This is a genomic window from Halalkalibacter oceani (genome assembly GCF_023715605.1).
In the GTDB taxonomy this organism is placed as follows: Bacteria; Bacillota; Bacilli; order Bacillales; family Bacillaceae_D; genus Halalkalibacter; species Halalkalibacter oceani.
Map to the genome: position 1 here is coordinate 97,486 of NZ_JAMBOL010000005.1, position 12,292 is coordinate 109,777.

At 45.5% G+C, this 12,292-nt stretch carries 11 protein-coding genes; 8 read left to right on the forward strand and 3 right to left on the reverse strand.

Features of this window, described 5'->3' with window-relative positions:
* Window position 1 precedes the first annotated feature (1 nt).
* The 6 genes from M3202_RS08400 (at window position 2) to M3202_RS08425 (ending at window position 3,771) form a co-directional block, all read left to right on the forward strand.
* Window positions 2-481, forward strand: coding sequence for a hypothetical protein (locus M3202_RS08400; RefSeq protein ID WP_251222892.1), 480 nt, complete (start codon window positions 2-4; stop codon window positions 479-481).
* A 191-nt stretch (window positions 482-672) separates the two neighbouring features.
* Window positions 673-942 (forward strand): AbrB/MazE/SpoVT family DNA-binding domain-containing protein, encoded by a 270-nt coding sequence (locus M3202_RS08405; RefSeq protein ID WP_251222893.1) that lies wholly within the window; start codon window positions 673-675, stop codon window positions 940-942.
* Window positions 943-946: 4 nt separating this feature from the next.
* Window positions 947-1,366, forward strand: a complete 420-nt coding sequence (locus M3202_RS08410; protein ID WP_251222894.1) for a type II toxin-antitoxin system VapC family toxin — start codon at window positions 947-949, stop codon at window positions 1,364-1,366.
* Between the two features lie 450 nt (window positions 1,367-1,816).
* Window positions 1,817-2,026 carry a hypothetical protein gene (locus M3202_RS08415; RefSeq protein ID WP_251222895.1) on the forward strand — a complete coding sequence of 70 codons (210 nt, stop codon included), beginning with the start codon at window positions 1,817-1,819 and terminating at the stop codon, window positions 2,024-2,026.
* Window positions 2,027-2,082: 56 nt separating this feature from the next.
* Window positions 2,083-2,895: a CPBP family intramembrane glutamic endopeptidase gene (locus M3202_RS08420; RefSeq protein ID WP_251222896.1), complete on the forward strand. Its 813-nt coding sequence runs from the start codon at window positions 2,083-2,085 to the stop codon at window positions 2,893-2,895.
* 525 nt (window positions 2,896-3,420) lie between these two features.
* Window positions 3,421-3,771, forward strand: a complete 351-nt coding sequence (locus tag M3202_RS08425) for a DUF2200 domain-containing protein (protein WP_251222897.1) — start codon at window positions 3,421-3,423, stop codon at window positions 3,769-3,771.
* 126 nt (window positions 3,772-3,897) lie between these two features.
* On the opposite strand, the gene M3202_RS08430 is transcribed toward M3202_RS08425, so the two are convergent.
* Genes M3202_RS08430 through M3202_RS08440 form a run of 3 tightly spaced genes read right to left on the reverse strand, consistent with a single transcriptional unit; the run spans window position 3,898 to window position 7,977 of the window.
* A complete protein-coding gene (locus M3202_RS08430) occupies window positions 3,898-5,604 on the reverse strand; it encodes a GMC family oxidoreductase N-terminal domain-containing protein (RefSeq protein ID WP_251222898.1) in 1,707 nt (568 codons plus the stop codon).
* Window positions 5,605-5,647: 43 nt separating this feature from the next.
* On the reverse strand, window positions 5,648-7,345 hold the full coding sequence (locus M3202_RS08435) for a GMC family oxidoreductase N-terminal domain-containing protein (RefSeq protein ID WP_251222899.1): 1,698 nt from the start codon (window positions 7,343-7,345) through the stop codon (window positions 5,648-5,650).
* Window positions 7,345-7,977, reverse strand: a complete 633-nt coding sequence (locus M3202_RS08440) for a gluconate 2-dehydrogenase subunit 3 family protein (RefSeq protein ID WP_251222900.1) — start codon at window positions 7,975-7,977, stop codon at window positions 7,345-7,347. The genes M3202_RS08435 and M3202_RS08440 overlap by 1 nt, the downstream gene beginning before the upstream one ends.
* A gap of 300 nt (window positions 7,978-8,277) precedes the next feature.
* Here M3202_RS08440 and M3202_RS08445 point away from each other — a divergent pair, with 300 nt between their 5' ends.
* Complete coding sequence (locus M3202_RS08445; RefSeq protein WP_251222901.1) at window positions 8,278-8,886, forward strand: TetR/AcrR family transcriptional regulator; 609 nt, start codon at window positions 8,278-8,280, stop codon at window positions 8,884-8,886.
* 30 nt (window positions 8,887-8,916) lie between these two features.
* Window positions 8,917-12,054: a chitobiase/beta-hexosaminidase C-terminal domain-containing protein gene (locus M3202_RS08450; protein WP_251222902.1), complete on the forward strand. Its 3,138-nt coding sequence runs from the start codon at window positions 8,917-8,919 to the stop codon at window positions 12,052-12,054.
* Window positions 12,055-12,292: the final 238 nt, after the last annotated feature.

Here is a 12,292-nt window from a genome sequence, read left to right on the forward strand (position 1 = left end):
CATGAACTTCATTGTAGTCATAAACGGACGACCAGTCACACAGTTACCTTACTCGTTGGGACAGGATATTCTTCCTCGTTTCAAAAGATTTTGTCAGGATTACGGTTGCACGAAGCAAGTTGGAAGACCAGATTCCTTCAAAGGGGTCGTATACACGAATGAGTATCCAAGGAATCACCCGAAAAAGGCGATCATCATGTTAAAGCCAGAGTCGTGGTTAAGGATTCCACCTTCTAGTAAACCAGCGGCTTTCAAGGGGACGTTAGTGAAGCAGCCAGGGAATCAGCATCGAGTGTACAGTAAAAATTCGGCGGAGGAAGCGATGTATGACTTTTCTATGACGTGCAAGAAAAAAGGGATGCATCCACTCGGAAGGCAAGATTCTTTAGGAGGGGTAGCATGGACTGATGGGAAAGAGATGATTACGTTGCTACCCGAACAATTCACAGGGGTAATGACGGGTGCAGGAGGCAGGTTGTAATATGGTTTACAGAGAAGACATCGCAAGGTGTCTTCTTTTTATGAGTAAACATTAGAAATAATCTATATATTAATCTACGTTACTTTAATCTTTGTGTCAACGTTTAATTTACGGTGTAAGTGTTTACTTTCAACTGGTATTACCTTATAATAAAAGTAATACTTTATAAAAAGTAAGAGGGGTGTATATAGATGGAATTAATTAGCGGAAAAATGACTAGCAAAGGGCAGGTTACTATTCCTGCGGAAATTAGAAAGCGATTGAACTTGAAGGAGGGAGATCAACTTGTCTTTATGATTGATGAAAACAATAAGCTTAATGTACAACCAATTAAAAAGAAATCTTTTCGGGAAGTTGTCGGAAGAGTGAAAGTTGATCAGCCTATAGATTTTGAATTAATTAGAAAAATGTCTCAAGAGAGCGCTTCGAAAGAATGGAATGAAGAAATGACAAAGGATTGATTTGATGGAAAAGTTTATTGTTGATACGAATATTATGATTAGATTTATTGTTAACGATGATGACGAAAAGTTCAAACAAGTTCTCAGTGTCGTTGACAGGGTTGAAAGAAATGAAATGAGGTTAATTGTTCCTACAATCGTTATCGCTGAATGTTGCTGGCTTTTAAAGTCGTATTTTAAGTTTGATAAGTCAAAGATTAGCGAGTTTTTATTAGACATACTAAACATAGACAATGTTGATCCAGAGGAAAGGTTAGTTAAAGAAGCCTTAATATTGTTTTCAGATAAGAATGTTGACTTTGCAGATGCTTTATTAAGTGTGATGTCAAACAGTACTAATCCATTAACACCTGTTTTAACGTTTGATCAAAAGGACTTTAAAAAATTAAATTGTGAGTATTATAAACCAAAAGAGCTAATTTAATAGGAGGTGATACAGCTAAATTGCACAAAGTTTATTCTCTTATAAGTTTAATTTATGGATATTCTAGGAATAATCGTCAGTTTAGCGTTGTCTAAGGTGGTAAAGGATATTGAGAAGGAAAAACGTCAAAGAACAGAAACCATCTATCGCCACATGGTAAGTGAGTACATCTTCATAGCGGCAATGACTTCATTCATGTATTTTTCATTTAAGGTATTGTATTTATTCTTGACAGAGAATGCAGGATTTATTGCATTCATTGGTCATTACACAGTAACGGAGTTATACTTCTTCAAGTAGAGGTCAGGGGTTCGAGCCCCCTTGGCTCCATCAAACATTACACGCGCACACTCATTGATTAGAGTGTGCGCGTTTTTTTCGCGTTTTCGGGGAGGGATTTGCCTGCTCAAGTCGTCGAAAGCAAACGGTGATTTATTTGAAAAGTATCGTATGGGAGGATTTACAGATCTTCGTTCACCGGTCTATCCACCTGAGATGCTAGATAGAGCGGTAGAAGCGGATGGAAACGTTTTTCTTGAACCATTTGATCTTCTCGAGATGGGACGGATGGCGGCTTCTATCCGGGTCAATCTTTCCATGTTTTCGGTCAGTGACTTAGGTCACTACAATTGCGGATGTATGTCGTTTATATTGGAATAACACCAACAAATAAGATCACTTGAAATAATGTAAGAAAGAATGGAGCGTGTGTAAATATGACGAATCAACGTTTGTCAACTGTTTGGCGCATTGTTACTGTTTTCGTACTCACATGTATGGTTTGGTGGCTATCCAAAGCCATTCGCATTTGGATGGGCGCTGGGGGAGATTATGATCGGACGACCCATGTACTGTCTGCAGTATTGATACTCAGTCTCGTATTGCCCTTAATTGTTTTTGCGCGCAAGTATGTGGATAAACGGTCATGGGCAGGATTGCGGCTTACGTCGTTCAAGGAGGGCTGGAAGCCGTTTGTTTTTGGAGGCCTCAGCTACTTGATTCCAGCAGGGATCGCGCTCATTATTTTTGTCTGGTTTGATTGGACAGAGATACAGTTCCACGTTTCAGTTGGCTCATTAGTACTGACTATCATTACGTTGCTCATCCTCGTATTTATGTACGAGGCCTTGCCGGAAGAGCTTATTTTCCGGGGGTATTTTTATCGGAATTTAAATACGTCACTTGCTAAATGGAAGGCGGTTGGCGTTCAGAGTTTACTATTTGTCTTGTTCGCGGTAAGCATCGGTGCTGCACTAAGTGTGGAGCGCATTGTCTTCTTTTTCGCTGTTGGTATTATCATCGGCATGGTTCGTGTTATGACGGAAAATGTCTGGGGTGCGGTAGGTCTTCATGTTGCTTTTCAAACTATGCAACAACTGTTTAGCCCGCATAATCAAGAACTAACATCGACGACACCTGGACTGATGGAAATCGTTATTTTAGGAATCATCCCCTTTTCATTCGCAATTATGACGTTAAAGCTTTTTGTTCGAACGGAACCGGATTGGAAAGAGGTCGACACGGAATAATGCGTTAAAATTTATATAACTACTCCCGTTCTAGAGACACCTTCAATAAACTTGACCATTCCTGACATGGATCAAGAATTTCAGTTTGGGATGGAAGTTATGATTACTGGATTAAAGGGAAAGGTTAAAGGGACCCCATTGTCTGGACACCGATTCTTAAATTTTTAGCCAGGGGGATGTTCATTCTAAATATATGTAATTCTATGTGTAAAGGCGTACGATGCTTTACTATAAAAGAAAAAGCGCCGGAAAGGATTGTTGAAAATTGCTCAAGCTGATCAATACTTTCTTAGGGTAATGACATCCACAGCGTCAACGGACTGTTCAACATTGTTCGCATTCATCGGGCCGAGAAAGTGCTGAAAACATATGACGTCAGCCAACCCATAATTAGAGCAGGCTCAAATTCAACAAATTATTGAGCTTTGCTGGAAGCCCATCAAGCTCTAGGAAAGAGAAGGGGCTTTGTTAGGAGCCCAGCTTTTTCATATTAAAATAAAAAAATGATATAAGCGAGGATGAATGATGACCAAACACAAGATTTATACAATGAGTTTCGCAAGTGTCTATCCCCATTATGTGACGAAGGCGGAGAGAAAAGGACGAACGAAAACGGAAGTCGATGAAATTATCCGCTGGTTGACAGGGTACAGTCAGGAAGCGTTAGAAGGACAACTGGAAAAACAAACCGACTTTGAGACGTTCTTCGCCGAAGCTCCCAAGATGAACCCTTCCCGGGCTTTAATTAAAGGGGTCGTCTGCGGTGTCCGCGTGGAAAATATCGAAGAACCGACTATGCAGGAAATCCGTTATTTGGATAAGTTGATCGATGAGCTGGCAAAGGGAAAAGCAATGGCAAAGATTTTGCGGGCATAAGAGAAGGAACGACTTTTCGGTCAGTTGACAAAGCCGCAGAAAAAGGATGATGTTCCCTTTGTCTGCGGCTTTCCAATAGGTCAAAGCTAGTTTCTTCCTTCCTAAACGAATGGACGGGTTGCTTGGCTAGTTGCTAAAGTACTTCCGAGCCAGCAATTCGGCGGTGCGTGTGGCAAGTGCCTGGGTTGTTAATGTTGGGTTGGTCCCGCCGATTGCGTTGGCCTGGACACTGTTGTCAGCGAGATAGAGACGATTGACCTGGTAGGCCTCGCATGACAAGTCAACCACCTTTCCCATTCGCATGGTCGATTTAGGATGGATGTAGAAGTTGGCGGCGATATCATTGCGGTGAATTTTCCGGGCCCCTGCCTTGCGCAGGAGGTTCATCGCTATTTTGGTTAATTGGATTCTTTTCTTTTCTTCGGTTTTGCTCGGTGTATAGTGTACGGCAGCTACCGGTCCATGTTCATCCTCCGTGTGAGGGTCCAGCTCCACTCTGTTATGAAACTTGATTTCATCATCCGTTATGAGCAAAAGGCTGAGGGATCTTCGATAATCGTCCATGTTATCTTTCAGCTCAGCTCCCGTGATTCTTCCTTTTTGATCCCATAAACCGGAAGCAAGAAATTCATTATAACCAGCCTGACTTGAACCATAGTGCATCATTGCCAGCAGACCTGGACTTAAGCCCATATCTTGTACCGTTCCGAGGCCTGGATAGTCGAGTCTTGCTCCTGAAGTATGACCGACGAACGGATCAATGGTCGGGCTGCCGATAACCTGCATTAATGTTTTTTCATCAAATATTCCGGTCACTGTGTCAATATAGTGATTCGTTAATCCCCTGCCTACCCAGGAATTATGCGGCAAATCCGAATTTAGCCAAAGACGCGGGCTTTCGATCGAACCGGCAGCCATCACTACAACTTTTGAGAGGATTTCCTCAACTTCGCCGGTCCATGTGTTTCGGCATCGTACGCCGACAGCGGAGACATTGCCGCTTGCATCCAGTTCAGTCAATATGTTTGTTGTAAAGGTGTTCGGACGAAAGGTGACATTTCCCGTCTTCATGGCCAACGGAACATAACTGACATTCGTTGATCGCTTTGCCATCTTGTCAAGAGAGGGACCGTAAGGACAGCCATGCTCACAATGTCCGCTCAGCGTACAGCCCTCCATATGACTTAATTGTTCTAATGAATACTCGGGATTCATTAAATTCTCGTTTGGAGGCAAAATCGCATTCGGCTGGGGGCGGTATCCGCTCTCTGTCACATCCAACGTTCGATTAAGCGAAAATCCCGCTTGCTCAGCACCATAAAAGAACAGCGCTTCTTTCGAGGTCATCGGCGCAAACTCTATCGGTAGTGTCTCTTCGACTTTTTCATAATAGGGAATCAGTTCCTTATAACTGATCGGCCACCCTTCATCGATCGCATAAGGAAAAGCGCGTGGTGAATTTGCCCAATAATGAAGGGTTGTGCCGCCAATGCCTGCATTTTGCCATAACAAGCCTGGATTAGGGAGGCTTCGATACCAGGGACTGCGTCTGCGGTCCGCCGGTCCGAGCCGGAATTTTCCGCTCACCGGGTTATTCATGTCATGTTCAAGTCTTGTTATTTGCTTCCGATAAAGAGATCCATCCAGGTCTTGCGGGTCGGAGCTTTCCTGCGCTAATCCGCGATGTTGATTAGGCTCGGGCCATTGTTTATTGCCATACCATGGGCCGGCTTCAAGAACAAGCACTTGAATCCCCATTTCCCCAAGCTCCTTTGCGATCACGGGCCCTCCACCACCGGCACCAATGACGATGACATCCGGGTTTTTCATCATTTCCTCCTCATTTCTCGATCGTTTCTATGGTTACTGGTGTTGATTACGAAAAATATTTTTTTGCCAGCAATTCGGCGGTGCGTGTGGCAAGTGCCTGTGTCGTTAAGGTCGGGTTGGGGCCTCCGATGGAATTGTAGTGATTGCTATTGTCTGTAATGTAAAGCCGCTGAACCTGATAGGCTTCGCATGTTGAATCGACGACATACCCCATCCTCATCGTACTTTCGAGATGAATGTAAACGTTAGGCGGGAGAACGCTTCGGTGGATGGTATGTGCTCCGGCCTGCCGTAAAATAGCCGTGGCGATTTTAGCCAATTCCGTTCGCTTTTGCCTGTCTTGCTTCCCGGGAACATAGTGGACGAGCGGGATTGGACCATGTTCATCTTTAATAGTCGGGACGACTTCGACCCTGTTTCGGTAATGAACGTCATCGGCTGTAAAGATCGCAATCGTCAGGCTGTTTTTGTAATGATCCATCGCTTCAGCCAACTGATCCCCGACGATTCTGCCTTCCTGGTCCCAAAAGTCCGAAGCGACAAATTCACTATAGCCGACCTCGCTCGTACCGTATACGACCTGGGCGCTTAGCCCCGGGCTTTCCCCTAATGTTTCAATCATTCCGAGCCCTGGATAGTCAAGGCGCGCTCCAGATGTATGACCGATAAAGGGAGCAGCACTCGGGCTGTCGAGAAGCTGCATCAATGTCTGCTCGTCAAATGTCCCCGTGACCGTGTCCATAAAATGATTCGTCAGCCCTCTTCCAACCCAAGGGTTATGTGGTAAGTCGGAATTGAGCCACAGGCGTGGACTTTCAACGGCCCCCGCGGCCATAACGACTACTTTGGCCCGAATCTCCTCGACTTCTCCAGTCCATGTATCACGGCATCTTACACCAACAGCAGAAGGGAGACCATCCGCTCCTGTTTCCGTTAATATTTTTGTTGTAAATGTATTTGGACGAAAGGTCACGTTCCCCGTCTTCATCGCCAATGGCACATAGCTTATGTTCGTTGATCGTTTCGCCATCCGTTCAAGAGATGGCCCGTAAGGACAGCCCTGGGCACAATGCCCGCTTAATGTACAGCCCTCCATATGACTTAATTGCTCTAATGAATATTCGGGGTTCATCAGATGTTCGTTTGGAGGCAGAATCGCATTTGGCTGAGGCCGATACCCGCTCTCTGTCACATCCAACGTCTGATTAAGTGAAAAGCCGGCCTTTTCCGCCCCATAATAGAACAATGCTTCCTTTGAAGTCGTCGGCGCAAATTCCACCGGTAAGGTGCTTTCCACTTTTTCATAATAGGGGATCAGCTCTTCATAGCTTAGAGGCCACTCGCTGATCGCTTCAGGGAACGCCCGGGGAGAGTTACCGTAGTAATGCAGAGTCGTTCCTCCAATGCCAGCATTTTGCCACAATACCGCTGGATCCGGGACATCTCTGTTCCAGGGGCTGCGCCTTCGATCGGCCGGACCCCAGCGGAACTTTCCACTGACGATATCATTCATATCATTTTCCCGTCTTGTCAGCTGTTGGCGGTAGAGCGCCCCGTCTAAATCAGCTGGATCAGAGCTTTCTTTAGCTGATCCGCGATGCTGATTCGGATCAGGCCATTTTTTGTTGCCAAACCATGGACCTGCGTCAAGGACGAGTACTTGAATGCCTAATTCACCTAACTCCTTGGCGACAACCGCCCCGCCGCCGCCTGCACCGATAATAATGACATCTGGATTTTTCATTATGCGTTTTCCTCATTTCTCGGCATTTTCATCAAAAACCCGCGAAAGTCGCGATAACCTAACGAAACACCTGGGTATCCGACTTGCTGCCAGCTTAAAGGGAAAAACTGAAGGCGCCGCTTATCAGGTGGCAGCAGTCTTGTTGTACCGTAAGCCGACCACTCGGAATAATAGCCAAATAAGGATAAACGGTTTAAGGCGTCTGTCACATATTTCACCATTCCGGCGTTATTCGTATAAGGAGACGGTAAAGAATTAACATCGACACTCAGTTCCTCAAGAGCAGCTAACACTCTGATCCGATCCTCACGGAGAAGGCTGGAAAAGGCCCCTCTGGCATTTGATTTTTTCGAGGGAGTTTGCAGCTGTCCGGCAGCTATAAGCTGTGCTGCCGCTGAATCCAGCATCAAGGCAGTTGGATAGGCGAGCGGGATCGGGGTCAGAAAGAACTGCTGCTGAATCGTAATTTCATGATTAAGCGCATGAATGACATACTCATGAACATTCATATCTGAATCAATAAAATACGAACCGTGCTGCATCGGAGGAGTTTGGGGGACTAAAGCATCAGTCAGCGCTTGAAAGGTCTCACAGACATATTCGTGAAAGGGGGTGGAAAGCTTAATAATCAATCACCTCTTTTATAAACGGAATAGTACCATTTATATAAGGGAGTTGGGTTTTTATGTTTATTGTTTTGAAGATTTGGCAATCGAATGGAAAAATATAATTCAGTCTAAAATGACTCGGTGTTCGGCACAATTTAACGAGTTGGCTGAGGGTAGAGAAAGAACAGCAATTTAACGTTGCTTTTATGAAACGGTCACGATAAAATCAAATACATACCAGTCAGTTTTTAAATTTATTGCATCTACCAAAAATAGGAGGGACAAGGAAGTTGGAATTGATAAGTTGCAGGCAGGGGGATGAACATGACGGAGAAAAATAAATTTCAACTCAAAAGAGAAGCTACCTATACTAAGTTGATTGAAGCTGGGTTTGAGGTTTTATGTCAGAAAGGTTATTCAGGGGCTTCTGTTGATGATATTGTCCAGCAAGCGGGATTTACGAAGGGGGCTTTCTATGTGCATTTTAAGACTAAGGAACAGTTCATGCTCGATTTGCTGACTTACCGAAAAGAAAGGCGGGCAGAGATTCATCTCCCTTTTATTTCATTGATTGAAACCGGCTCTTCATTAGAACAGATCATTCGGGAGTCGATGGAAATCATCGTTGGACAATTGCAGAAGACACCGGAATGGATTCTAGTCTATGTCGATTTCTACATGCAGGCTAAACGTCATTCGAATTCGAGAGCCGTGTATCAGACTCTTTATGATGATTGGATTAGTGAAATTCGAAATTTTATCGACCTGTTGAGAGCAAATCAATTTTTACCACAAGAAACAAACTCCTTAGAAATAGCGAAGATGTTCTATGCTTATTTAGATGGTTGTCTGCTCCATGACAATCTATACAAGGAAATGTTAAACGTCCCTATGGTGACTAAGGGATTCCTGGCGATACTTAATAGTAAATAGGAGGAGACTTTTGGGGGAGGGAGGTTGGAAATGTTGAATTGGCATATGAAGTTCGCTCTACTATTGATTGTAACATTTCTTTGTTTGGGATGGGGGGACTTGCTGATTTCTAATCACCGTGCGGTCTATGCAAGTGATGTTAATTGGCAAACGGTGGGCGAAGCAGGATTTTCAGAAGGGGCTGTCGCCGCTGGCAACTCGATGATCACCACGGTATCAATTGACGTGGATGAGGGTGTGCCCTATGTTGCATATGCAGATGAATCAAAGGGTGGTAGGTTGGTCGTACAGGCATATAACGGGGCAATTTGGGAATTTGTAGGGGAGGAAAATGGTATTTCGGATAATGAAGCGTCAGGGATTTCACTCGTTCTTTATGATGGGACACCTTATGTCGCTTATACTGGAGAGGAAGACTTCGGGCCGGACAAAGTATATGTAAAAAAATATAATGGAACCACTTGGGAGTCGTTGGGAAGCGAAGTGGGGTATACAAGCGCCACCACAACCTCTTTAAGCGTATATGAAGGGACACCTTATGTCGCTTTTGTTAATAATTCAACTGGGAGTATCGGAGCGTACAGTTTTAGTGGGGGCGGATGGAGTTCTTTGGGGTCATCTGGATTATCGCGAGGGAGCAGTGTTTCGATCGATGTTTATGAGGGCACGCCTTATCTTGGATACAGGAGCTTGACCCCTCAAGCAATTGTTGCGAAGTTGAACGGAAGTATATGGGAATCGCTGGAACAGGCAAGCTTGTCTACGGTAGGAAGTCAAAAAACGATCATGCAACTTGATAACGGAACTCCTTATGTGGCGTATTTTACCCCACAGTCAAAGGCGACCGTGACGAAATATATTGGGGAAGATGGATGGGAATCTGTAGGAACGCCAGAGTTTTCACCAAATGGATCGTACACGGCTTTTGCCATGGATGTAGGCATTCCTTATTTTGGCTTCAGGGATTCATCATCTTCAGAGAAAGCGACGGTCATGACGTTTGACGGAAGCGTATGGAAGACAGTTGGTACTGCTGGATTTTCACAAGGTGAGGTCGGCAATTTGGCGTTCACTATAGATGATGGAAGCGCCTATTTGGCCTATATCGATGAAGCCAATGGCGACAAAGCTACGGTGATGAAATATGACCTCTATCAAATTGCAGAGTTTGCTGATCAGACGCTGGCGCATCTTAAGACTGGTTACGTTTCAGGAACACAGGAGAAAAAAAAGATCACGATCCAGCGCGCGTACTCAGGTAAATTGGATAATCTTACGGTTCGTTTAACGGGTAAAGATGCCGATAGTTTTACGATCAGTCAGCCGCTAGAAGCGACGCTGGATAATATGACTCCGGAGACGACGTTTACGGTGCAAGCGAAGGACACGTTGGGAAGGGAAACGTACACGGCGACCATCGTAGTGGAAGCGGATCATGCAAGGGCACAGGAATTCGCAGTGACTCAGTCGGTGTTGCTGCAGACCGCTAAACCGAGTGCAGAACCTTTAGGAGGGAGGGTACCGCATGGGGAAACGGTTACGCTGACGACAACAACGGCTGGAGCGGCGATCCACTACACGACGGATGGCAGCGAGCCGACAAGCAGCAGCGCGGAATATACCTCCCCAATCGAAGTTACGGCTGACATGACCATCAAGGCAATTGCTGTGAAAGACGGGATGATGGATAGTGAAGTGATGGAAGAACATTATACAATTCAGGCTTCCGAACAAGTCGCAAGACCAGCTGCAACTCCAGCAGGAGGAGCAGTTGAGACAGGAACAGCCATTGCATTAGCAACAGTGACGTCTGGGGCGAAGGTCTACTTCACGACGGATGGCAGCGAGCCGACAAGCAGCAGTGCGGAATATACCTCCCCAATCGAAGTTACGGCTGACATGACCATCAAGGCAATTGCTGTGAAAGACGGGATGATGGATAGCGAAGTGATGACTGAACAATACACAATCGCAACGAAGCTGGAACCGACGAATCTGACTGCGTCGGCGGGTGATCGTTCTGTTACGTTAAAATGGAATGAAGTCATTGGAAAAGGTACTGTGACTTATATGGTTTACCAAGTGGAGGGTTCATCAGCTCCAGATGATCCAGCAAACTGGCGACCTATTCAAGCTACTATTATGGACAGCAGCTATACTGTTACCGGACTGACGAACGGCAAACCTTATACGTTTGCCGTAAAGGCGAATGATGCTGAAGGTGACAGCGACTTTTCCAATATAGCGACAGCGACCCCAAGAGCAACGCCAGAAAGTGGAGGCTCGGGTGGCAGCAGAGATCGTCCTGTTCCTGTTTTATCCGACGATGCTCATCTGACGGAGCTTCAAGTGTGGGCTGATGACATAAATCTGACGCTCAGCCCAGCATTTTCTTCCAGTGTAATGAAATACAGAGGAGATACGGAAGCCGAACAAGTGGACATTATGGTAAAAAGGGCCGACTCTGGGGCAAAAGTGATGCTGAGGGATAAAGTCTTGATGAACAGGGCCACAGTCGATCTTGAGGAAGGCGACAATACATTCGTGTTGATCGTGCAGGCGGAGAATGGCACAAAAAAGAACTATACACTGACTCTTACCCGTAAAGCGCTACTGCCAGCTGAACCAGCTGAATTTACTGACATTGCGGGACACTGGGCGGAAAGCGAGATTAAGCGTGCCACATCGGAAAGTATCGTCAACGGCTATCCGAACAGCGTATTCAAACCGAATCATCCTATCACCCGCGCTGAGTTTACCGTCATGCTGGCAAATGTGTTGGAACTGGAGGGGGAGGGAGCGACACTGGTGTTTTCAGACATCGACCAAACTGGATGGGCGAATCCAGCTCTCGCTCAGGCAGTACAGGAGGGGATTGTTACCGGTTACGAAGATGGAAGCTTCCGACCGAATGCACCTATCACTCGAGCGGAAGTCGCTGTCATGGTGGCACGAGCGCTAAAGGTAAATGACAAAGCTTATGCATCAACCAGCTTTACTGATGACAAAGACATTCCGCAGTGGGCAAAAGCCTCGGTGGAAGAGATTCATCAGCAGGGGCTTGTGAATGGACGTGAAGGGGGACGATTTGTCGCGAATGATAAAGCGACAAGGGCAGAGACGACAATTATTCTTCTGCGGATGTTAGAGACAAAGAGAGACAGTTGAAGGAAAGATAGGATAAGATAAGATGAGCAATCCTGCGTGGGGATAACTACTCAGTGGTAAGTGGTGTCTGTGCCTTGTTTAAACAGACCGCCCCCTCATTTGAGGATATTTGTCGAGAAGTCGTAACTATGTAGGAGATGTCGGGAGAGGTTGTAGTTTCCTTCCCTTCGGCCTTTTCCCCGACATGATTTTAGTCACTTTACCTTAAAAGACACCTTTTAAGCATGATAGAAGTACT

What these genes read in the sequence shown, in the direction of transcription:
- M3202_RS08400 (WP_251222892.1), top strand. Translation starts at nt 2, where the DNA reads ATGAACTTCATTGTAGTCATAAACGGACGACCAGTCACACAGTTACCT.
- M3202_RS08405 (WP_251222893.1), top strand. Translation starts at nt 673, where the DNA reads ATGGAATTAATTAGCGGAAAAATGACTAGCAAAGGGCAGGTTACTATT.
- M3202_RS08410 (WP_251222894.1), top strand. Translation starts at nt 947, where the DNA reads ATGGAAAAGTTTATTGTTGATACGAATATTATGATTAGATTTATTGTT.
- M3202_RS08415 (WP_251222895.1), top strand. Translation starts at nt 1,817, where the DNA reads ATGGGAGGATTTACAGATCTTCGTTCACCGGTCTATCCACCTGAGATG.
- M3202_RS08420 (WP_251222896.1), top strand. Translation starts at nt 2,083, where the DNA reads ATGACGAATCAACGTTTGTCAACTGTTTGGCGCATTGTTACTGTTTTC.
- M3202_RS08425 (WP_251222897.1), top strand. Translation starts at nt 3,421, where the DNA reads ATGACCAAACACAAGATTTATACAATGAGTTTCGCAAGTGTCTATCCC.
- M3202_RS08430 (WP_251222898.1), bottom strand. Translation starts at nt 5,604, where the DNA reads ATGATGAAAAACCCGGATGTCATCGTCATTGGTGCCGGTGGTGGAGGG.
- M3202_RS08435 (WP_251222899.1), bottom strand. Translation starts at nt 7,345, where the DNA reads ATGAAAAATCCAGATGTCATTATTATCGGTGCAGGCGGCGGCGGGGCG.
- M3202_RS08445 (WP_251222901.1), top strand. Translation starts at nt 8,278, where the DNA reads ATGACGGAGAAAAATAAATTTCAACTCAAAAGAGAAGCTACCTATACT.
- M3202_RS08450 (WP_251222902.1), top strand. Translation starts at nt 8,917, where the DNA reads ATGTTGAATTGGCATATGAAGTTCGCTCTACTATTGATTGTAACATTT.